This is a genomic window from Methanobrevibacter sp., assembly GCF_045646205.1.
In the GTDB taxonomy this organism is placed as follows: Archaea; Methanobacteriota; Methanobacteria; order Methanobacteriales; family Methanobacteriaceae; genus Methanocatella.
Genome location: NZ_JAZRKF010000062.1, coordinates 37,496 through 59,339 on the forward strand (window position 1 = coordinate 37,496; position 21,844 = coordinate 59,339).

Annotated in this window: 29 protein-coding genes; 24 read left to right on the forward strand and 5 right to left on the reverse strand. The window is 34.1% G+C overall.

Annotated features, from left to right (window positions below):
* Positions 1-2 precede the first annotated feature (2 nt).
* Together ACKI44_RS10615 and ACKI44_RS10620 are read right to left on the reverse strand one after the other, a co-directional pair.
* Positions 3-1,178, reverse strand: a complete 1,176-nt coding sequence (locus ACKI44_RS10615; RefSeq protein WP_407424183.1) for an argininosuccinate synthase — start codon at positions 1,176-1,178, stop codon at positions 3-5.
* A gap of 266 nt (positions 1,179-1,444) precedes the next feature.
* Positions 1,445-3,373 carry an IGHMBP2 family helicase gene (locus ACKI44_RS10620; RefSeq protein WP_407424185.1) on the reverse strand — a complete coding sequence of 643 codons (1,929 nt, stop codon included), beginning with the start codon at positions 3,371-3,373 and terminating at the stop codon, positions 1,445-1,447.
* Positions 3,374-3,417: 44 nt separating this feature from the next.
* Here ACKI44_RS10620 and ACKI44_RS10625 point away from each other — a divergent pair, with 44 nt between their 5' ends.
* A complete protein-coding gene (locus tag ACKI44_RS10625; protein ID WP_407424187.1) occupies positions 3,418-4,158 on the forward strand; it encodes a succinylglutamate desuccinylase/aspartoacylase family protein in 741 nt (246 codons plus the stop codon).
* Positions 4,159-4,226: 68 nt separating this feature from the next.
* Complete coding sequence (locus ACKI44_RS10630) at positions 4,227-4,928, forward strand: metal-dependent hydrolase (protein WP_407424189.1); 702 nt, start codon at positions 4,227-4,229, stop codon at positions 4,926-4,928.
* Here the strand turns inward: ACKI44_RS10630 and ACKI44_RS10635 are convergent.
* Together ACKI44_RS10635 and ACKI44_RS10640 are read right to left on the reverse strand one after the other, a co-directional pair.
* Positions 4,925-5,887 carry an arsenic resistance protein gene (locus ACKI44_RS10635; RefSeq protein WP_407424191.1) on the reverse strand — a complete coding sequence of 321 codons (963 nt, stop codon included), beginning with the start codon at positions 5,885-5,887 and terminating at the stop codon, positions 4,925-4,927. The genes ACKI44_RS10630 and ACKI44_RS10635 overlap by 4 nt on opposite strands.
* A gap of 67 nt (positions 5,888-5,954) precedes the next feature.
* A complete protein-coding gene (locus ACKI44_RS10640; protein WP_407424193.1) occupies positions 5,955-6,275 on the reverse strand; it encodes a hypothetical protein in 321 nt (106 codons plus the stop codon).
* A gap of 366 nt (positions 6,276-6,641) precedes the next feature.
* Here ACKI44_RS10640 and ACKI44_RS10645 point away from each other — a divergent pair, with 366 nt between their 5' ends.
* The 22 genes from ACKI44_RS10645 (at position 6,642) to ACKI44_RS10750 (ending at position 21,003) form a co-directional block, all read left to right on the forward strand.
* Positions 6,642-7,097 carry a MarR family winged helix-turn-helix transcriptional regulator gene (locus tag ACKI44_RS10645; protein WP_407424195.1) on the forward strand — a complete coding sequence of 152 codons (456 nt, stop codon included), beginning with the start codon at positions 6,642-6,644 and terminating at the stop codon, positions 7,095-7,097.
* Between the two features lie 5 nt (positions 7,098-7,102).
* A complete protein-coding gene (locus ACKI44_RS10650) occupies positions 7,103-8,491 on the forward strand; it encodes an MATE family efflux transporter (RefSeq protein WP_407424197.1) in 1,389 nt (462 codons plus the stop codon).
* 298 nt (positions 8,492-8,789) lie between these two features.
* Positions 8,790-9,104: a Na+/H+ antiporter subunit E gene (locus ACKI44_RS10655; protein ID WP_303737162.1), complete on the forward strand. Its 315-nt coding sequence runs from the start codon at positions 8,790-8,792 to the stop codon at positions 9,102-9,104.
* Between the two features lie 46 nt (positions 9,105-9,150).
* Positions 9,151-9,414 carry a monovalent cation/H+ antiporter complex subunit F gene (locus ACKI44_RS10660; protein WP_407424199.1) on the forward strand — a complete coding sequence of 88 codons (264 nt, stop codon included), beginning with the start codon at positions 9,151-9,153 and terminating at the stop codon, positions 9,412-9,414.
* Positions 9,414-9,839 carry a cation:proton antiporter gene (locus ACKI44_RS10665; RefSeq protein ID WP_407424201.1) on the forward strand — a complete coding sequence of 142 codons (426 nt, stop codon included), beginning with the start codon at positions 9,414-9,416 and terminating at the stop codon, positions 9,837-9,839. The genes ACKI44_RS10660 and ACKI44_RS10665 overlap by 1 nt, the downstream gene beginning before the upstream one ends.
* A gap of 1 nt (position 9,840) precedes the next feature.
* Positions 9,841-10,074: a DUF4040 domain-containing protein gene (locus ACKI44_RS10670; protein ID WP_303737159.1), complete on the forward strand. Its 234-nt coding sequence runs from the start codon at positions 9,841-9,843 to the stop codon at positions 10,072-10,074.
* Complete coding sequence (locus ACKI44_RS10675; RefSeq protein WP_407424204.1) at positions 10,074-10,460, forward strand: cation:proton antiporter subunit C; 387 nt, start codon at positions 10,074-10,076, stop codon at positions 10,458-10,460. The genes ACKI44_RS10670 and ACKI44_RS10675 overlap by 1 nt, the downstream gene beginning before the upstream one ends.
* The gene (gene ehbF, locus ACKI44_RS10680; RefSeq protein WP_407424206.1) at positions 10,453-11,910 is read left to right on the forward strand and encodes an energy conserving hydrogenase EhbF; all 1,458 of its coding nucleotides are present in this window, start codon (positions 10,453-10,455) and stop codon (positions 11,908-11,910) included. Before ACKI44_RS10675 ends, ehbF begins: the two co-directional genes overlap by 8 nt.
* Positions 11,907-12,242 (forward strand): hydrogenase, encoded by a 336-nt coding sequence (locus ACKI44_RS10685; protein ID WP_407424208.1) that lies wholly within the window; start codon positions 11,907-11,909, stop codon positions 12,240-12,242. The genes ehbF and ACKI44_RS10685 overlap by 4 nt, the downstream gene beginning before the upstream one ends.
* Positions 12,235-12,507: a hydrogen gas-evolving membrane-bound hydrogenase subunit E gene (gene mbhE, locus ACKI44_RS10690; protein ID WP_407424210.1), complete on the forward strand. Its 273-nt coding sequence runs from the start codon at positions 12,235-12,237 to the stop codon at positions 12,505-12,507. Before ACKI44_RS10685 ends, mbhE begins: the two co-directional genes overlap by 8 nt.
* On the forward strand, positions 12,504-12,974 hold the full coding sequence (locus ACKI44_RS10695) for an MnhB domain-containing protein (protein ID WP_407424212.1): 471 nt from the start codon (positions 12,504-12,506) through the stop codon (positions 12,972-12,974). Before mbhE ends, ACKI44_RS10695 begins: the two co-directional genes overlap by 4 nt.
* Before the next feature lies 1 nt (position 12,975).
* Positions 12,976-13,227: an energy-converting hydrogenase B subunit J gene (locus ACKI44_RS10700; RefSeq protein ID WP_407424214.1), complete on the forward strand. Its 252-nt coding sequence runs from the start codon at positions 12,976-12,978 to the stop codon at positions 13,225-13,227.
* Between the two features lie 11 nt (positions 13,228-13,238).
* The gene (locus ACKI44_RS10705; RefSeq protein WP_407424216.1) at positions 13,239-14,639 is read left to right on the forward strand and encodes a 4Fe-4S binding protein; all 1,401 of its coding nucleotides are present in this window, start codon (positions 13,239-13,241) and stop codon (positions 14,637-14,639) included.
* Positions 14,640-15,131 (forward strand): 4Fe-4S binding protein, encoded by a 492-nt coding sequence (locus tag ACKI44_RS10710; protein ID WP_407424218.1) that lies wholly within the window; start codon positions 14,640-14,642, stop codon positions 15,129-15,131. It begins immediately after the preceding gene.
* A complete protein-coding gene (locus ACKI44_RS10715) occupies positions 15,132-15,578 on the forward strand; it encodes an NADH-quinone oxidoreductase subunit B family protein (protein ID WP_407424220.1) in 447 nt (148 codons plus the stop codon). It begins immediately after the preceding gene.
* Positions 15,579-15,586: 8 nt separating this feature from the next.
* Positions 15,587-16,714 (forward strand): nickel-dependent hydrogenase large subunit, encoded by a 1,128-nt coding sequence (locus tag ACKI44_RS10720; RefSeq protein ID WP_407424222.1) that lies wholly within the window; start codon positions 15,587-15,589, stop codon positions 16,712-16,714.
* A 4-nt stretch (positions 16,715-16,718) separates the two neighbouring features.
* A complete protein-coding gene (locus tag ACKI44_RS10725) occupies positions 16,719-17,717 on the forward strand; it encodes a respiratory chain complex I subunit 1 family protein (protein ID WP_407424224.1) in 999 nt (332 codons plus the stop codon).
* Between the two features lie 12 nt (positions 17,718-17,729).
* Positions 17,730-17,993 (forward strand): energy-converting hydrogenase B subunit P, encoded by a 264-nt coding sequence (locus ACKI44_RS10730; RefSeq protein ID WP_407424226.1) that lies wholly within the window; start codon positions 17,730-17,732, stop codon positions 17,991-17,993.
* Positions 17,986-18,645 (forward strand): DUF5612 domain-containing protein, encoded by a 660-nt coding sequence (locus tag ACKI44_RS10735; RefSeq protein WP_407424228.1) that lies wholly within the window; start codon positions 17,986-17,988, stop codon positions 18,643-18,645. The genes ACKI44_RS10730 and ACKI44_RS10735 overlap by 8 nt, the downstream gene beginning before the upstream one ends.
* 152 nt (positions 18,646-18,797) lie before the next feature.
* The gene (locus tag ACKI44_RS10740; RefSeq protein ID WP_407424230.1) at positions 18,798-19,634 is read left to right on the forward strand and encodes an amino acid ABC transporter substrate-binding protein; all 837 of its coding nucleotides are present in this window, start codon (positions 18,798-18,800) and stop codon (positions 19,632-19,634) included.
* A 24-nt stretch (positions 19,635-19,658) separates the two neighbouring features.
* Positions 19,659-20,309, forward strand: a complete 651-nt coding sequence (locus tag ACKI44_RS10745; protein WP_407424232.1) for an amino acid ABC transporter permease — start codon at positions 19,659-19,661, stop codon at positions 20,307-20,309.
* A gap of 10 nt (positions 20,310-20,319) precedes the next feature.
* Positions 20,320-21,003, forward strand: a complete 684-nt coding sequence (locus ACKI44_RS10750) for an amino acid ABC transporter ATP-binding protein (RefSeq protein WP_407424234.1) — start codon at positions 20,320-20,322, stop codon at positions 21,001-21,003.
* Positions 21,004-21,023: 20 nt separating this feature from the next.
* Here the strand turns inward: ACKI44_RS10750 and ACKI44_RS10755 are convergent, their stop codons facing one another.
* Positions 21,024-21,818: a Dna2/Cas4 domain-containing protein gene (locus ACKI44_RS10755; protein ID WP_407424236.1), complete on the reverse strand. Its 795-nt coding sequence runs from the start codon at positions 21,816-21,818 to the stop codon at positions 21,024-21,026.
* Positions 21,819-21,844 lie beyond the last annotated feature (26 nt).

Here is a 21,844-nt window from a genome sequence, read left to right on the forward strand (position 1 = left end):
AGCTATCTGTTTAATTTTTGGAAGTTTGCAGCTTGCAAACCGTGGTATTTAATCATACCTTCAACTTCCCTTTGATCAGTATCTTTATCTTCAAAGGTAATTTGTTCGATACTGTGTAAGCTGAAAGGTGATTTTCTGATTAATGGCTGAATTGAGCCTTTAAAGAGTTTCATTGTAACTTCACCACTAACTCTTTGTTGCATGTTGTCAATAGCTTGGTCTAAGTCTTCTCTTAAAGGTTCTTGCCATAATGCTCTGTATACTAAGTCAGCATAAAGGGTAGACATGTATTCTGCAAATCTTAATTCGTCAGTAGTTAATACAAGTTCTTCCAGTGCTTGGTGAGCTGCAATTAACAGTTTAGCTCCAGGAACTTCGTAGTTTTCCCTACTTTTAAGACCAATCATTCTGTTTTCAATTGTGTCTACTCTTCCAATACCATTGTCTCCAGCAATTTTATTAGCTTTTTCGATTAATTCGATTAATGGCATCATTTCGCCGTCAATAGCTACAGGAATACCTTCTTCAAATTCAATTGTAACTTTTTGAGGTTCATCATTTGCTTCTTCCCATGACTTTGTCCATTCGTAAATGTCTTCAGGAGGTTCGTTTGCAGGGTCTTCTAAGTTTCCTCCTTCAATTGATCTTCCCCAAATGTTTTCATCAATACTGTAAATTTTATCGTAATTTAATTTGATGCCTTTTTCTTCTGCGTATGCTTGTTCTTCAGTTCTGGTTAAGTTTAACTCTCTGATAGGTGCAATAATATCTAAATCAGACATTGCAAGAATTACAGCTTCAAATCTGAATTGGTCGTTTCCTTTTCCAGTACAACCGTGTGCAATTGCAGTTGCTCCTTCTTTTTCTGCAACTTCAATGATTTTTTGAGCAATTAAAGGTCTTGCAAGTGCAGTACTTAATGGATATCCTTCATATTCAGCATTTGCTTTAATTCCTCTTGTAATATATTCGTTTGCAAATTCTTCTTTGGCATCTATTGTGTAGTGTTTTCCAGGTCCAATTTTAGCAGCCATGTCTTCTGCTTTTTTCATTTCTTCTTCGCCTTGTCCTACATCTACACATGCAGTAATTACTTCTACATCATATTTTTCTTCTAATAATTTAACACATACAGAGGTATCTAATCCACCGCTGAATGCTAAGACTACTTTGTCCATTTAATCACCATATTAAAAATTTTTATAAAAATGAATATCAGTTGTTAATTATATTTTTAATAATATATATTATTATAGTATTTTTCAAAAAAAGTTTTGACAGAAGAGTACTCTTAATCGGGGTTATAATTGAGGTTGAAAAGTTATATGGGCTTTTGAAAAATTAAACACCCAATTAAGAGCAGAGTTAGAAAGTGTTTGGAAAGTCCACTTTTCATTCTCTGTAACATATATTAAACTTTATCCTATATAAAGTTTAGGTATGCCTAAATTATTACTCTCAAATCCTTTTCATCAACAAAGTCAATCAGGCGTTCATAGGTTGCATTCGATTTTAAAGTTTCACTGTTTCCGATAATTATAAGTTTCCTTTTGGCACGTGTAATTGCAACATTCAGCCTTCTTAAATCTTTTAAAAATCCAATTTGACCAAATTCATTACTTCTTACAGTTGAAATTATTATGATTTCTTTTTCACGGCCCTGGAAACCGTCAACGGTTTTAACCTCAATATCTGTTTTTTCAGATATCAGTTTCACCTGGTCTGCATATGGACTGATAATTCCAATGTCCTTTTCATCAACGCCAGCTTTCATATAGTCATTTGCAACTTTAAGCGCAATTCTTGCTTCAATGTGATTGACAATGGATTTGGAATCCTTCAAATGTTTTTCATGGTTCTTTTCCAAATCACAGGTGTCAATAAATAATATGGCGTCATCATCCTCGACATCTGAAATGTCTTTTAATGTGATGTTATTCACGCTTGAATCGCTTTTTAAATTATTATTATAAAATTCTGAATTCGGAAACTCCATAAGCATTTTATTCATGCGGTACTGAACATTTAACAGTTGGGATTTGTGGGGATACTTTTCTATTAACGATTCGAATAATGTGTCCTGCAGATCATAGGCTCTGTCGCTTATGATTGTTGGAGGAAGCTGCTTGTGGTCTCCTGCCAAAATAAACCTTCTGGCTTTAGCTATTGGAATTAAAACGCTTGGAATTGTTGCCTGTGAAGCTTCATCAACAATGACAACATCAAATTTGGTGTCTGAAATGCTGTCCAGTGCTGCAGATGAGTTTGTTGATAAGATTACATCACTTGTCTCGATGATGTCTTTAATCATCTTGTTTTCTATTCTTTTAATTTCATCATGCATTTCATCGATTTCCAAATTGTAATCCAGCCAGTTTGCCATGGATTTCATTTTCTCAGCACTTATTCCACGCCCTCCTTTTCCTTTGGAGGCATGATACAATATGTCATGGTCTGAAAAGCCACGCCTGTACTGTGGAGTAGGTTTTGTAAAGCTGCTTCTTTTCTCAATCAGCTTATCAATTTTTTTATGAATTCTTTTTATTTTATCGTTAAGGGAATGCTTTTCCACTTTATAGGCCAGTGTGTATGTGATATTGTCCTTTGATACTCTTTGCGGATGGCCTAAACGGGTAATCTTTAATTTTTTATTTAAAACCAGTCTTTCAACAATATTGTCTACTGCAGCATTGCTTTCAGCAGTTGCCAGGACTTTCCTGTTTTGCCTTACTTCCTGTGATATCAGCTCAACCAGAGTTCTTGTTTTTCCTGTTCCGAACGGGCCATGAATCAAAAAGAAATTCTGTGTGGTTAAACTGTTTTTAACAGCCTTCTTTTGGGAGTTATTCAATGACTGGTCAATATAGTCAATGTAAATGTTATCTCTGTTTGGCTGAGGGTCTCTTTTTTTAAGGGAGTATTCCAATGCGTTTTTACCTTTAAGGCTTAAATGATTTAAGTTATCCTCCATTCTTCTAAAGGTAATGTCATTTGCATATAAATCAAGTCTTACTTTTTTCTTAAGTGCCCATTTGGGAACCCTGTTGTCAAATGCAACTTTTATAAATCTTGCACCTTTTTCTGTTACCGTTCCAGTCAAATCACTTCTTAAGGGGTTGCCTGTACTTACTAAAATCATGTCTCCAACGCTGATTTCTGTGTCGATGATTTCTGATCTTCCAAACTGCACAATATTTAAGCCCAATTCCTTTCCCAAGTACTTTCCTTTGACTTTATTGATGGCTCTTCCAAGTTCTTCCCTTTTTTGACCGGACATACTTTCAATTTCCGATACCATCAATTCTATTTCGGCTTCCCGTTCATAATTGATTAATTTAATGAGTTTTTTGATATACTTTTTCAATTTTATCACTGTAAGTAAAAATATTAAATAAAAGTTTGATTTAATTAATAAATATGGATTTCGATAGGCTAGATGATTTTGAAAATGTAGAAATGACTTACGTTTCCTTTCTTTCAAGAGGTTATGTTTCTAAAAACAAGCATATTTTTGACAGCATCAAATTAACGTCATTTACTAAACTTGTTTTGGAATCCTGCGTTTATGGAACTCCAATTTTTAAAATGGGAAATTCCGGAAAGCGATTATTGATTTTATCCGGAATTCATGGAAATGAACTTCCTCCTCAATTGGCCAATTTGGAGCTGATGAATGAATTGCTTGGTGAAGAGTTAAACAATACAGTTTATTTCATACCTTTCGCCTCTCCAAAGTCAACCATGAACAACGAGCGTTCATTTAACGACATGGATTTAAACAGATCAGCACATATCACAAATTCCTTAAGCAACATGATTATTCAGACTATTGAAGAGCTAAAAATTGATTTTGTAGGGGACTTTCACTCAACGGCATATAACAGCAATCCCGGTTTTGAGGCCGTATTTTCTTCTAAAAACCCTACTCCTGAAAGCTTTTTAATAGCGAAATTCATTTCTGATGATGTTGGAAGTGAAATTATCACATTTGATATTGCAGGCTCACAGTATAAAGGTGCGGTTGAAGATGTGTGCAATCTAAGAGGAACTCCTGCCATTACCTGTGAAGTTTTATCTCCATTCGCATCCATTGGAAAAGGCAGTTTTGAAAAGTCATTGGAGCAAATGAAAAGCTTTTTAACCTATTTTGGATTTTGAATACTCTTCAAATGCTACCACTAATTACTTATTTTATATATTAATATATTAAGAGTAAGGTGATAATATTGTCTTCTTATAAAGGCCATACTCTATTTGCATTAATTTTGGCATTATTATTTTCGTTTAATCCTCTAATAATTGCCTTATCCATAATTGGTGCAAACATTCCCGACTTTGATCATAAAGTTCGAAAGGAGCATGTCTATAAGTTGATAATTTTAGGATTGTTGGTGTTCATTTCATTATATATCCTAAATCTACCTTATTATATTGGTTTAATTATTGTATTTTTGGGTGTGACCTTTTATTTTTCCGAACACAGAAGTTTTACCCATTCTATCCCTGGAATTATAATACTGGCTTCTGCAACAGCATTAATCTTAATATGGGCATGGCAGTTAATTATCAATGTAACAGTCCTTCCAAACAACTACTTGATTTCTATCCTGATTGCCCTTTTAAGTTTTCTGTTCCTGAATAAAAGGTTACTGCCTATATTTATTCCATTGTTTTTTATTTCAGTTGTTTTACTGCAATCTTTTGAAATAACTTATATTCAAATAGTATTGGCATTGTTTTTAGGTTTATTCTCACACATAGTTCTTGATGCGACTACTCCTGCAGGAGTGAAATTATTTGCTCCAATATCCTCCAGGGAGTATTATAAAAATTTTGCAATAGCGTCAATATTTATTCTAATCGTACTTGCCCTATTGTACCGAGCACCATTTTTATTTTCATTATTTGAAAGTTTTCTTAATTATTAGAGTCTGCAGCTAAAGAAGAGTCCTGAATCTTTCACCAATAAAACAAATCTTGAAACGATGTATAGAACAGGAAGCTCTATTAACGGACCGATTACAAGTGCAATGGCTATAAGTTCACGTCCAGGAAATGAATTAATTGCAATAGCAAGGGCTAATGGAGAATTGCGGGCAAGCGTTGTCATCGTTAAACTGGCATATTCTTCATATGTAAAACGGATTTGTTCGGATAACAATAAGTCTATTATTGTATTTGTTGCAAAAAATGCCATTAACGGTATGAATATTGTTAAAACGGAATTCAAATTCTCAAAAAGAAGTTTTCCCTGGCTGTTGAATATTGCAAAGACTGCAAGCGCCAGAAATATTATTTGATATTTTGAAAAAAATCCGGATACTTTTTCGTTTAAATCCTGATTTAAAAGTAGTTTTGTTATCTGTGCCAAAACAAATGGTATTACAATAACTATTAACAGTGAATAGCCTAAATCCGCATAGTTCATTGTATTCTTGCTTGAGAAAAATATTATTAAATAAACAGGCAGCAATACGATTTGCAGAATTAGATTAATTGGAAGTATTGATAGACTTAAATTAAGGTTTCCTTTAGCCATTTTGGTAAATACCAGATACCAGTCAGTACATGGAGTCAATATCAGCATGAAAAACCCGATAAAAATGTCAATATTTCCATTCAAAAAGAGATTTCCTAAAAAATACCCAAATAATGGTGTCCAAATGAAATTAATTATCATGCATGTGGAAGTGAATTTAATGTTTTTAAAGCTTTTTTTCAATTCTTTGAGAGGAACCTCCAGAAATAGACCATATAACATTAAGCATAGGAAAATATTAATCAGATTTCCAGTATTTTTTGATAAAATTTCAATATTTGTAAAAATCAATCCAATTATTATTGCTGCTATTAAAATTACCGGTTCTAGCTTCTCGATTAAATCCATCACAACACCATTATTTAGGTATGACTAAATTTGTTAGTTGACATATATATTATTTTGGATAGAATTTCTATCCTGTTATGATGAATACCGGTTCAACTCTTTTTCTGAAATGCAATTGCAATGCCCACCAGTACTCACTCATTTTTTCTAATTCCTTTTCTGATGGTTTTTCTTCCAATAATCTGATATCAACGATTATTTCGTTTTGATCCTTAAATATTCCATCAAAAAGCTCATTTTTATGGTCGCTGTCGATATCTTTTACCTGCCCAATTTTTGTCAGGGTTCTTTCTTCTTTACCTAGACTTAAAAAATATTGTGCAATGGTTTTTTCAGGTATGGCTTCTTTCATTATTTTTGTTATTTCTATCGCTGTGTCATTTATCATTTTATCACCAATCTTTTTCTTTAATTTACTGCTATATAAACTAGTCAGTAGTTTTTTAAAGCAATTTAACCTCTTAAAAGCAATATTGCTTTCACATGAGAGTTTATTTTTTCGGAGTTTTATTTGATAAAAAGTGTTTTTTGAGTTAATGGGAATATTTAAAAAGTTTTTTAAAAATCGATTAAAAGTTTTTAAATTTTAAAAAAAGAAGTTTGGTCAATTATTATTTCATACAATATTCCCTTCTTTTTGTAATATTGCTTTTGCTCGGTAAAAGCAAATCATGGTATTTTAATAATCTAATTGTTCATCGATGAACAGTTTCTTAAAAAACATTTATATGTTATTAAATGAAATATGTATATGATGAATTTGAAAAATGAAAAAGATATTTTTGACATGATGCCTTTTTTCGCATTGGCTCATCATATCTACAAGAATAAATTGGATTATACGATGAAAAATCCCAATAATATTCCTTTGATTCATGAAAGTAAATATCTGATACATATATACAATGAAAAGAATCTGTCTCAGGATGATTTGGCAAATATTTTCGGTCAAAGTAAGGGAACTATTGCAAAGCATCTCAGAACACTTGAGGATGAAGGATATATTGTAAGGCGTGTTGATGAAAGTAATCGTAGAAAATATATTCTTAAAACCACAGAAAAAGGTGATGAACTGGCTCTTTTGAAAATAAACGAGCTTGAAGAATGGAACAGAAAAGTTGGCGTTTTGGATTTGGATGATGATTCTATGGAAAAGTTTAGAAAAATCGCAAGAAAAAGCGAAGAGATTTTAAAAGATTTTGGGGAGTAATTTAAATGGCTAATGATAATGTGGAATTAATGAGGGGAGAACCTGAAATAGCGGTTAGAAAGCTTGCTATTCCGATTATGATTTCAATGCTTTTAACAGCATCTTATAATATTGTTGATGGAATTTGGGTAGCGGGTTTAGGTCAGGCGGCTATTGCAGGTATTGGTTTTGTAACGCCGATATTTATGATTTTAAACGGTTTTAGTATAGGACTTGGAAATGGGGCTACCAGCAGTATCAGTCGTGCTGTCGGTGCTAGAGATCATGAAAGAGCAAATAATTCAGCAACACATTCACTTCTGATATTTTTGGCGGCATCTATTATTTTAACAGTAATCTTCATTTTGATTCAGGAACCGCTGCTTAAAACATATGGTGCTAGCGGCCAATCATTGGCTGAAGGAATTAAGTATGGAACTCCTTTATTTTTAGGTTTATTCTCATTCATGTTTGCTAATGGTGGAAGCGGAATCCTTCGTGGTGAAGGAGACATGAAAAGAGCTATGTATGCTATTATTGTATCAGTAGCTCTTAATTTCATTTTGGATCCCTTATTCATTTATGTTTTAAACCTGGGCTCTGCCGGTGCTTCTCTTGCTACAATTGTCAGTTCATTTGCTTCTGCATTTGTTATAATGTATTGGATTTTAATTAAAAAAGACACTTATGTTAATGTTACTTTTAAGGACTTCCATTTTGATTCAAAGATTGTTGTGGACGTTTTGAAAGTGGGAATTCCATCTTCTTTGGACATGCTTATGATGTCTCTTGCTATGAGTTTATATTTAATATTTATTTCATCAATCGCTGGTGAATACGGTATTGCTGCCTTCACATCCGGTCAAAGATTATATTTATTTGCCATAATGCCTCTTACAGCCATCGGTAGTGCTGTTGCAGCAGTTTCAGGAAGTGCATTTGGAGCTAAAAATGCCGATTATCTGGACAGGACCCATAAGTACGGTACAAAATTTGCAATGCTGCTTGGTGTTGCAATGATGCTTATTCTTGTTCTATTTGCTCCTCAATTGGCTTTGATTTTTGCATACACTCCAGAAACTATGGGATTAATTCCTGAAATCACAAATTTCCTGCGTATAGCTTCATTTGGTTTACTTTTAGTTGGTATTGGTATGCCTTCAAGCTTTTTATATCAGGGACTTGGAAGGGGAACAACCAGTCTGGCATGGACAATTATTAGGGAAGTAGTTTTCACGGTCAGCTGCACATATATTTTTGGAATTGTGCTGGGATATGGCTTAACCGGTATTTGGATTGGTCTTGCCGTTGGTAGAATAATCGCATCTGTTTTAAATTATATTTACGCAAGAGTCACTATCAAACGCTTTAAAGAAAAATATTGGGCTGATATTGATTCCACATCCAACGGGTAATACTGATTTTTTGAAGAAATTGTCATGATTAAATTTCATGATAATTTTTCACTATTATTTTTTTAATTCAAATATTTTTTATCTTTTAAATTTATTTTAATCTTTTTTTAAAAGTCTATAGTTTTTTTCAGTAAGTTTAATATTTTTAAATTAATTTTACTAAATTTAAATTAAATTTTTTCTTTATGATTTTTCACATAAAAGCATACATTTATAATAAATAATCATGATAAATAATAATGTATATTTAGGTAGTCAAGATTTTGACTTAAAATTTAAAAGAAATGGAGCTTGTTTAATGTTTTTGACTAGAATTGTTTATGGAATTATTTATTTCTTAGACCTTATTTACGAGATTATTAAATCAACGGTTGACGTTGTTTTTAATAAGATTATGAGAAGAGATATTAATCCCGTAGTTATTGATGTTGAGACAGTTTTGAAAAGACCTGTTTCTCAGACAATTTTGGCTAATAGTATTTCATTAACTCCGGGAACTTTATCTGTAGAGTTAGATTCTGAAAATCAAATTATTAAAGTAGCTGCTATTTCTCCAAGAAGTAAAGAGGATATCATTCCTTTTGAACCATATATCAAGAAGATGTTAGAGTAGTTTAAAAAAAGTCTTCTTTATATTTAATTAATCGAGTGGGATAGTAATGGACATATTGATTATATCAAAATATATTTTAATGATTGCATTTGTCATAATGATGATTGCAGCTTTAAGAGCAAGTGCTTACAAAGGCTCTTCAATGGGATTGCTTGGAAGTTCCGTTGTTGTTGTAGCTTTTGCAGGAGCTTTACTTGTTTTTGGAGAATTGTATAATCTCACTTTTTATAGGGATATATCATTAGCTTTAATATTCTTTGGATTTGTAGGTACTGTTGCTTTTTCTATTGTTGCGGGAGGCGATAAGTGATGATTGTAGAATACATACAATCTGCTCTCCTATTAATCGCAGCATTTTTAGTAATCGTATCTGCAGTTGGTTTTATAAGTCTTTCTAAGGATATGAAAAATGTTGTTTATGCTAGAATTCATATTGTAGGTATTTTTGATATTGCTTGCGTTATTGCAATGATTGGTTTGGGCCAATATTTACTTGCAGCAATTTACTTTATTCTAGCACCATTTACAGCTCATGCTATTGCTAATGCATTCTTTAAAAGTGAAGATGTTGTAAATAACGTTGAATTAAATGTAGTTGAAGAGGATGTGGATAATCCAAATCCGTTTATAGTTCATAGGTCTAAAGTTCAGGAACTTGAAAATGAAGATTCCGAAAAGCTCAAGACTGATGATCGCTTTACAATTTCAACTTTAGATATTATTGAGGAGGAGTAAGATGATAGAATTTATATTAATGATAATAACTATTGTAAGTGCTATTCTTGCTCTTATTCAAAAAGATTTATTGAAAGCGGCAATTTTAACCGGATTTTCCGGAGGAGCTCTTGCAGTGCTGTTCCAGGTATTGCTTGCTCCGGATGTTGCATTGACTCAGGCTATTGTTGGTGCAGCTATTGTACCGGTATTTATTGCTTTGGCAGTTAAAAAAACACAAAGGGGTGATGCATGATGGCTGAAACTCAACTTGCTATACTGTTTACGTCTATTGCTTTAGTTGTAATAGGTCTTTATGCCGCAATCTTTGTAGATAACATTATTAAAAAAATCATAGGTATCAGCTTTATTGAAGAGGGTGCCAATTTGTTCATTGTAGGAATTGGTTATAAAGCTGGTGGTATCGTTCCGATTTTAATGCCAAATATGAATACGACTTGGTTTGCATCAAATGCGTCATATCCGCTTCCTTATGGTTTGGTACTTACCAGTATAGTTATCGGAGCATCTACCTTGGCCGTTATGCTTGCTTTGGTAATGGTCCTTTATAGAAAGTACGGTACATTAAGTACTCGTGTAATGTTGGCTGACACATCAAAACAGGAGGAATACGATGAATGAATTAATCCCATTAATGGTTATTGTTCCTATGATGGCAGCTTTGCTTTTAAGTGCTTTTTCAAAGTTTAATAAAGTTATTAAATGTTTAGCATTGGTTGTTGGTATTTGTCTGCCGATAATTCCTCTGCTTTCAAATTACGGATTGCATTACTTCGGCGGTTATCAGCCGATGATGGATAACGTTACAAATATCCTTTATCATCCGGCAATCACATATTCATTTGATTTCATGCAGCAGATATTTATAGCAATGATTGGTCTTTTGACTTTCCTAGTTGTCTTTATTTACTTAACCAAGTATAAAAAGGCTTCCGGATCATATCTGTTCCTGTTATTCATGGGTACTGCTGCTGTTACAGCATTGATATTGACTGACGATATTTTCCATATGTTTGTGTTCTTTGAAATATTGGCACTTGCCCAAGTCGGTATTGTAGCGGCTTCCTCAATAGATTACAGTTATGAAATGGCTTTAAAATATATGATTTTAGGATCAATCGGAAGTCCGATAATGCTTTTAGGAATTGGATTCCTATTGGCTATGACAGGTACAGTAAACGTTACTGATTTAGTGTCAATCATTCGTGGCGGACTTCTGGATGTGACTTCTCCAGTGTTCATGTTGTCACTTGGTTTAATATTCTTCGGATGGTTATACGCATCAGGTTTACCTCCGTTCCACACTATCAAATCAGGAATCTACAGTAAGGCAGAACCTCATGGAGCAGCACTTCTCCAGTCATTTACAGTTATTTCAATGATTTCAATCGTATTGATAATGTTTAGAATATATTCAACATTACCTATATTTGAAGTCCTTATAGTGCTCTTTTCAGTTGTTGCCATGATTTTAGGTGTATCAATGGCTTTAACCCAGACAGATTTCAGACGTATGATCGGATTTTTAGCTGTTGGGGAACTTGGTTTCATCGGATTGGGTATAGGTCTTGGAACCCAATACGCAATCACTGCAGGTCTTTTCCAGGCTTTAAATGAAATTGTCATTACTGCATTGTTATTCATAGGATTTGGAGCTATTGTACATGCAACCAATGAGGTAGACACCCGTAAATTGGGAGGTCTTTTAGCATATCATCCGAAAGTCGGAATCATGCTTTTAATCGGCGGTTTGGCTATGGCAGGTGTACCTCCATTAAGCGGTTTCCAATCCAAATTAATGCTCGTTCAGGCTTCTTTAAGTTGTGGTTATCCCGAATTGTCCATTTTAACTATAATGGTTAGTATAGCAACCTTTGTAGTATTTGTAAAAACATTCTACTCTATGTTTTTAAGTCCAAAACCACACGATTTAGAAGTTGTTGATAAAGAGGTTCCAAGAGCAATGGTATTTGCAATGGCAGTTTTATTAATTGTAATTATTGCATTAGGTTTATTCCCAGATATGGTAACCGGTGGAATTTCCAATTACGTAGGAGGCTTGTTACTATGAGGCTTTACGATCAAATCTTTAATATAGTTAAGAAATTTAAAGAATTATTTTCACCAGGTCCTGTAACTAATGCTGACGTTTCAGGCAGTATCACGGCTGAAATATTTATAATAGTTTCAATAGTGGTCGCTTCCTTATTGCTCAGGCATGTTAGTCTTTTACTTGCCGGATTGGTAACATTAATTCTAGCTATTGTATTGATAAATAATATTCCTCTCATTCCTAAATTCAAAATAGAACAGGAGGATTCTTTAGAAAAAATGTTATTCTATGCAGTTGTCGTGTTAGGATTAATTGTAATATTCTTATATTGGGGTGGTACTCTTGTCTAATGTCAGAAGCATATTTGCCGCTGTTATAACTGCAATATTATCTGTTACTTTATTTGATGCAGTTTTCCATTTAAGTAAAATAATTACTCCTGGTGTAAGCAATATCTATAATGCGCTGGGAACTCAAATTGCACCAAACATGGTAACCGTTGTTATTTTCGATTTCAGAGGTTATGATACTTTAGGTGAATCAATTATACTGTTAACTGCAGGACTTGTAGTTTTACTTGTATTCGGTAAAGGAAGATTGGAGGGTAAACTATGAGCCAAATTCTTAAATTAATAGCTTTACCAATTTCAATTGTTTTAATCTGTTTAGGTATAATGACAATTCTTGGAGGACACATTACTCCGGGAGGAGGTTTCCAGGGCGGAGCCATGATTGCTTCCGGTGTTATATTATCAATTCTTGTTTACGGATTGGGTAATTCTCCAATAGAATTTTCACATGCTTATATTGAAGTATTCGAATCAATCGGTGCATTAGGTTACATCGTTTTAGGTTTAGTCGGTCTTTTTGCAGGAGGATTCTTCCTCTATAACGTTGGAGCTGACATATTTAATCTTGTTCCGGCATCAATTCAGACCATATTCCATTATCCTGATGTTACTAATGCTGGTATTATTCCTTACTTAAACATATTCGTTGGTTTAAAAGTATTCGTAGGATTAAGTGCTATTGTAATTGCATTTGCCGGATTTAAAAAGTTTATTGAGGAGGATGTTGATTAAAATGATATCTATAGGACCAATTTTATTCGGATTTATCCTAGGTTTGATTATAGGATCTCAGATTAAGACAGGCAATATCAGTGATACATCATTTAAAGCTTCCTCTTATGTGATTATTATAATAGCAGGATTAATAATGGCATGGCAATTGGGGGAATTCCCATTTTATGATTATTTCCCATTATCCACAGGATTTGCCTCCGCTTTAATCGGTATTTTGTTGTCAAAATTTATAGTAGCAAGGAGTAGCTAAGGGGTGTTAAAATGTTTTTATCTACTAATACATGTGATGGAAAAGGAGAATGTATTAAACAATGTCCTACAAAAGCAATCCGTTTGATTAATGGAAAAGCTTTCAGCTGCCTTACTTGCGGAATCTGTTATCAGAATTGTCCAAATGATGCAATTTTCATTAATAATTATGGAGGATACGTTATAGACAGAGCAAAATGTAACGGCTGTGGAGTCTGTATGTATAACTGTCCTACAAACAATATTCATATTGAAGATGGAATTGTTTACGGATTATGTTCCAGATGTGGTGTCTGCAGTGATGCATGTCCGTCCAGAGTCGACGGTGCAGATTTTACCCGTGATAAGCAAATCACATTCATTGAATCAATGAACATATTGATTCCGAATTATGACAATCTTCCTTTGAGGGAGGAAAAAGTTAAGGAAGTAACTAGAGGATACTTCGGAACAGATATTGATAAATGTGTCTTCTGCGGAAGATGTTCCGAGTACTGTCCTGCGGGAGCTATTGAAGTTGTTCAGGACAGGGATGACGGAATCTGTAGAGGATGTAAAATCTGTTATGACGTTTGTCCGAACGGCTCAATGAATAAACTCCAGATGATTGATAAGACAAGCTGTACACTTTGTCTGAACTGTATGAAGGCTTGTCCTCACAATGCAATATCAATGGATGACTTTAAACTTGTCGTGAATAAGATTAATCAGGAGCCTACAGGCCATATCATATCCTGTCTTAACTGCGGATTATGTGCTGATTTATGTGAAAACGGATCACTCATCAAGGATGACAACAGATTGAGATATGACCCAACCAAAGACGTTGATTCAACTCATGATGTGGCTATAAGTCATTGTCCTATTAAAATATTGCATGAAGACGATGAAATGTTTATTTATGATGAGTTTGATGAGGTAGAGCTTCCTGCACTTTCAGGATTCTGCGTAAGCTGTGGAAAGTGTGTTCAAGTCTGTGATGTAACTCATGCAAGACAATATAAAGTGGCCAGCTGGGACGGAAGTGTTTCAGATGACTGTATATCATGTGGAATATGCTGTGAAGAATGTCAGGAAGATGCAATTACCTTGAATAGAGGTACAATTTCAGTGGACTTGGAAAAATGTATATTGTGTGAAAACTGTGCAGTTCACTGTCCTGTCAATGCGATTCCTAAATCTACAATGTATAAGGCTGAAATCTCTGGTGGTTTCAACTTAATTGACCAAAAACTGTGTATGCATTGTGGTTTATGTCATAAGGTCTGTCCATATGAAGCAATTGATGAAATTAATGGTGAATTTATAGTTAATGAAGAGAAATGTACATATTGCGGCGCATGTAAAAACAGCTGTCCTGCAAACGCATTTATCTTCGAGAGAAATTTTAAAGATTCAATAGAGGGTATTTAAATGAAAAGTATGCTAAGAGTAGCTTTGGAAGGAGCGTTTACTAACTTTAAAAGAATCTTTTTCGCAGCAGATAGAGTAACTGATATGGAAATGAGAAGACAAATTTCCACATTATCTGTTGAAGTGGAGGATAGAGTTGACGAATCTGCATGCATAGGCTGTGCAGGTTGCGCTAATGTTTGTCCAACAAATGCTATAGAAATGAAAAATCTGGCATCTCCAGTTAAAATTACTGAAAATTGGGTTAAAAATCAAGTACCTGAAATTAATCTTGAAAAATGTGTTGTTTGCTATCACTGTCATGATTTTTGTCCGATATATTCACTTTACGGACAAAAAGGAGCAGTTCATCCAAATTCAGTTGGAGATCAAGAAGTTAATGTTAATGAATTAATAGAACAACCGTTTAAAATATCTGAAGATAAACTTAAAGTAATTTCTGCATATCTTTCAGATAAAACTGTATTAAAACATAGTGAGGATGGTGAATAAATGAGTATTAAATCTTTTTCAAGAGCAAGAGCAATTCATGTCATGCTGGTTTATACCGGCGGATGTAATGGTTGCGATATTGAGATTGTAAATTCAATATTGTCCCCAAGATTTGATGCTGAGCAATATAAAGTTTTCTTAACCTGGAATCCTCGTGAAGCCGATGTATTGGTGGTAACAGGACCGGTCACACATTTAAATAGAAAACCTTTGGAAGCTATTTATGAAGCTATCCCTGAACCTAAACTGGTTGTTGCTGCTGGAAGCTGTGCATTGATGGGTGGAGTATACAAGAATATTCATGGAGATATTCCATCTGAAGAAATTGAAGGGCCGGTTGAAAACATCATACCTGTTGCAGCTAAAGTTCCTGGCTGTGCAGTAAGACCTCAAGATGTTTTAGCTGGAGTGGTAACCTTATTACCAACATTATTAGATGCGGATTAGGTGATTGAATGGAGGAAAAAGTACCAAGAAGTAATATTATCGAAACAGAAATTCCAATGGGTACAGTTCACCCTGCTGCATTGGAACCTTATAGAGTAAGGCTTTTTGTTGAAGATGAAGTTGTTCAGGAAGCTGAAATAACAATTGGTGTTAATCATAGGGGTATTGAAAGAATTATGGAAGGTCTGCCGGTTGAAAAAGCAAATGCATTAACAGAAAAGATTTGCGGTATTTGTTCCAATTCACATGTTTGGAATTCATGCAGAACTGCAGAAATCGGCCTTGACATTGAAATACCTGAAAGAGCCCGTTATATTAGGGTTATAATGGGTGAACTTGAAAGATTACACTCACATTTCCTTTATTTAGCTCACGGCTGTGAAACTGTAGCTCACGAAACCTTTTCAATGAGGGTATTTTACTTAAGAGAAATAGTAATGGAACTTCTCGCAATGATTGGGGGAAATAGGGTTCAGTACGGTTGTCCTATCATCGGTGGAGTAAGGCCAAGATGTGATTTGGACGAAGCCAAATTATTGAGATTAAAAAACGATATGGATAAGATTGAAGAAGGTCTGACTGGATTTGCAGAAAGATTCCTGGCAGATTCAATTTTGGTTTCAAGAGTCACTGGCGTTGGGGTTTTACCTGCAAAACAGGCTATCAAACTAGCCGTTACAGGACCTTCCCTAAGAGCAACAGGCGTTGCAAGAGATTTAAGAACAACCATGTTTGAATATGATGATTTTGATTTCAATGTTGTTACCCAGCCTGACGGAGACGTTAAGTCAAACTTATTAATGAGAGTTTTCGAATCATTTGAAGCAATAAAAATTATCCGTCAAGCTGTTGCAAATATTCCTGAAGGTAAAATAGTTAACAGGGATTGGGAAATGTTTGACACTGGACTTATTGAAAGTTATATTGAAGTTCCAAGAGGAACTCTTTATCATTCATACGCACTGGAAACCGGAAGAATCAGACATTGTATTATAAGGACTCCGTCAATGGCAAATATTGGTGCAATGCAATATGCCTGTATCGGAGATCATGTTACAGATGCGCAATTGTGTATTGTACAGTGTGACCCTTGTTTTACATGTACTGACAGGGCAATAGAAATAATTAGGAGATAGAATCATGTTTGAAACTACTGCAATTAATTCAATTTTAGCGGTTATAATAACTGTAGTTGTTTGTTTTATAATATCTACGTTATTGCCTGGAATTGAGCGAAAATATGTTCATGCTAGAATTCAGCAAAGAATTGGGCCTCCGGTAACAAGTCCTGGAATAATGGCACCAATCAAGTTTTTATTTAAAGAGAATATCAAACCTTCTTCTCCGGTGCCAGGATTGTACAAAGCATTGCCTGTAATATGCTTTTTGGTAGTATTGTCAATGTTAATTGCCCTTACTCCTTACGCATTTGCTATTCCTGCTCTTGCAAGTTTGGTTGCAATTGTCGGTCTTTTGAAAGTTGAAGAAATCTGTTATGTATTAATGGGGTCCCTGTCCAAATCAATCATGTCTGTTAGAATGCCTTTCCCGGACAGAGTAAAAGGTGCGGCACACCCGAAAACTACACTTTCATTTATTGAGGATATCAGTGCAAAAAGATCTTTAAGAATGATTACTTACGGTTCATTCCCATTGTATTTGGCATTGTTTGCACCTGTAACTGCAGCAAGAAGTATTTTTCTTCAAGATATTGTTTTATATCAGCAGGCGAACGGACCATTCTTATTTACAGTATCCGGTGGAATCGCAGCTGTTGTATTTTTCATCGGTTATATGATTGTTTTAAATGAATATCCGTTTTCAATAATTAAGGCTAAATGTGACGTTATTGAAGGACCATACATGGAGTATGCATCCAAATACAGGTCAATAGTATTTATTACAAGAGGATTTTTAATGTTCACTCTTGGAGTATTGTTCTCAGTACTCTTTATTGGAGTTCCGGCAACAATATTGTCTCCATCAATATTGCTAAATGTAGTTGTTGTTTTGGTATTTGTATTGATGATGGGAATCTTTTCAGCATTCACTCCGGTATTTACAAATAGGCAGCTTTTACCGTCTATTCTCGGAGCTACATTGCTTGGAATATTGGCTATAGTGCTTGGATTATTATAAGAGGTGATTATTTTGAAATTTGTTATGAGACCATATCACATGGTAAGTCTTGGAGGCTATATTGTAGAATGGGATTTTCCGTATAGGAATCTCATAGTAGTAAATAAAACCTCTGAACCAATAAAGGTTGAAATACCGGTCTTTCATGAGGAATGGATTAGTGAACATCGTGATTTGGGTCTTGATGTTATTCCGGTTGCTCGTGAGGATAATTATTTGCGCATGTGGAAAAAAGCCCATGCAGAATTAGATAAAATAAGGCCACAAAATGAATGATTATAGTATTACAATTGTATCTTATGAAGAAAAGGGAGTTTTAGATGATATTACTGCCGTGATTAGTAATTATGGTGCTAATATTAGCTATACTCATCTTTATGTTGAAAAAAATAATATGGGTTCCATCAATCTGGAACTTGAACATGTGGATGACATTGATGCATTGATTGAGGATTTGAATAAGATTCCTGAAGTCAAGTCAGTTGAACTTCACGGTTCCCAATTGGACATTTATGGAAAACGTATTATTATTGTCGGTGGCGGTGCTCAGGTATCTCAGGTTGCAATGGGTGCTATAACTGAAGCTGACAGGCATAACATACGTGGTGAGCGTATAAGTATAGATACTATTCCTTTAGTGGGAGAACGTAATATTGCTGAGGCTGTTGAAGCCATTTCAAGATTACCTCGTGTAAGCGCTTTGGTTCTTGCAGGATCTTTAATGGGCGGAGAAATTACAAAATCTGTTAAAAAGGTTCAAAAAGAGAATAATTTAATTGTAATTTCTTTAAACATGCCTGGAAGTGTAACAAAATATGCTGATTTGATTGTAACTGATCCGGTTCAGGCCGGAGTTTTAGCAGTAATGTCCATTGCTGATACTGCTGTATTTGATATTTCCCGTTTAGGCGACAACATCAAATATTAATCTTCTTTTTTTAATAAATTTTCACCTAAAATTATTAACTCCCATATTACCAAATTCAAATCTAATACAATTAAATATATAAAAATATAAAAATTATTGTATAGATTAGAAATATTCTATTCTAGATATAATATTATATTGGTGTTTTTAAAATGAATAAAAAAATAGGTTTTATTTTGGCTTTGGTTTTAATCGCCTTTTTAGTCATGGGTACTGCTAGTGCAGGTCTTTTTGACTTCTTAGGCGGTGGAAATAGTACCGCAAAAGTAACCAATAATGATTCTAATTTAATTGTTGGTTTTGATGCTGAGTTCCCACCTTACGGGTTCTCAGATGGAAAAGGGGGATATCAAGGTTTTGATTTAGATTTAGCTCAAGAAGTTTGTAACAGAAACAATTGGACTTTAGTAAAACAACCAATTGACTGGGATGCAAAAGACGCTGAATTAAATTCCGGAACTATTGACTGTATTTGGAACGGATTTACTATAAATGGTAGAGAAAACGATTACACCTGGTCTGAACCTTACATTGATAACAAACAGGTTGTTGTTGTAAAAGCGGATTCAGGCATTAATTCACTTGCTGATTTAAAAGGTAAAACTGTAGAAACACAAAAAGATTCATCTGCTTTAGCTGCTCTTAAAGGAGACAACAAAACTCTTGCAGATACTTTTGCTAAATTAGTGGAAGTCGCAGATTATAATACTGGAATCATGGATTTAAAATCCGGTGCTTGTGATGCTGTAGCATTGGATATCGGTGTAGCACAATACCAAGTCAACAGTGGTAACGATACCGGTTCTTTAAAAATCTTAAATGATTCTATTTCATCTGAACAATATGGTATTGGATTTAAAAAAGGTAACACTGACTTAAAAGACCAAGTACAAAAAACTTTAGATGAAATGTTTAAAGATGGTACTGTTGCTAAAATAGCAGAAAACTATACAACTTATGGTGTTCCAGGTTCTCTTATTCAAAAATAGATTTGAATTGAGGTAGAATATCATATGATGTTAGAATCTATGGTAAGTCTTTTGATGGAGGGTATGATTACCTCCATCGAAATATTCTTACTTACTTTATTATTTTCACTTCCGTTAGGATTACTAATTTCATTTGGAAGAATGAGCAGTTTTGCTCCTCTTAGATGGCTAATGAAAATTTACATTTCCATTATGAGGGGTACGCCGTTAATGTTACAGTTAATTGTCGTGTTCTTTGGTCCTTACTATATTTTTGGAATGACTCTTTCACCGGATTATAGATTCATTGCTGTCATCATTGCATTTACTATGAATTATGCAGCTTATTTTGCTGAAATCTATCGTGGAGGAATCGAAGCTATTCCTAAAGGCCAGTATGAGGCTGCCCAGGTATTGGGTTATGGTAAAATTCAGACATTTTTCACAATCATATTGCCTCAAGTATTTAGAATTATTCTTCCATCAGTGACTAATGAGGTCATTACGCTTGTAAAAGATACTTCATTATCATTCGTTATTGCTGTTCCGGAAATGTTTACTGTAGCTAAACAGATTGCAGCTGCAGACGCTTCAATTGCGGCGCTATTGGTTGCAGGTATATTCTATTACATATTCAATATAATTGTTGCATTTGTAATGGCACGTCTTGAAAACCGTTTCAATTATTTAAGTTAAGGGGATTATTATGAGTTTATTAGAAGTTAAGAATCTTAAAAAAAGTTTTGATGACAATGTTGTACTTAAAGATATTTCCCTTAATGTTGAGAAAGGTGAAGTATTATGTATAATCGGACCTTCAGGTTCAGGTAAATCTACATTACTTCGTTGCATTACTAAATTAGACCATGAGGATAGTGGTGAAATAAATTTTGACGGTACCTTCGGTCTGGTATTTCAGGATTTTAATTTATTCCCACATCATAATGTTTTAAAAAATATTACAAATGCTCCAATTAAAGTTCAGAAAAGAGATAAGAATGAAGTTTTAAAAACAACTCGTGATTTGCTTAAGAAAATGGGTCTGGAAGATAAGGAGGATGCTTATCCTCACGAATTATCTGGCGGTCAACAGCAAAGGGTTTCAATTGCCCGTGCTCTTGCAATGAATCCGGACATATTATTTTTCGATGAACCTACTTCAGCTTTGGATCCTGAATTAACAAGTGAAATTCTTGTTGTTATCAGAAATCTGGCTGCTGAGAATATGACTATGGTAATCGTTACTCACGAGATGACCTTTGCACGTAATGTTGCTGATAAAATTATTTTCATGGATGATGGATATATTATTGAAGAAGGAACTCCTGAAGAAGTATTCTCTTCAGATAATGAAAGAATGAAGGAATTCCTTGGTAAATTCTATGATTAAAAAGAATTAGGGGTTAATCCCTATTCTTTTAAACATATATTTTTATATTCGCAATTTCCACATTTTCTATCGTTTATTTTTACTGTCGGTACTTTTTTATTGTATTCAATTTCCTTTACTTCGTTAATTATATCAAATAACGCTTTTCTGATATTAACGTCCATCACTACCGGTCGCCTTTCGTTAATTTTGGTATAATCGACAAAACCTACAAAGACTTCTGTTTCAAATTCCTCTTCAATCAATACAGCATTTGCCGCAAGGTCTATTGCGTCCTGGTCCCAAACGCCTTTAAGAGGGGGAGTTGAATGTTTAATTGATATCGGAAAATATTTCCCGTCAACGATTTCAATCTTGTCGCACAATCCGGTTACTTCTAATTTCATGTCTTTCAGGTGATATGAGTACATGCAGTTTGGAAAGAACATATCTACGATTGCAAATCCGTTTCTTCCTAAAAGTTCCATTGCCTGTTTGGCTTTTATTGCATAATTTTTAATATTGAAGTATGTTTCGTTGTTTATTTCAATAATCTGCTCTGTTGTTAGGCCTAAATTCATATTCTGGATTGAAGAAAATGTACTTTCAAGATAATTTGCAATGTTTTCTGATAATGTGTCTTCAATTTCTGTCAGACTCATGTCTTTTTTTAGTTTACGCATATTTTTCTGTACCAAATCCTGTGTATCTATTTTAATCTTTTTTAATTCAATATTCAATTCTATATCTTTGCTTTCTGCTGTATCCACATGGGTCTGCAGATATAATTTCATTGGACAATACATGTGTGATCTTATTGAAGAAATGCTTATCATATTTTAACCTCTTTATTTTTGTAATA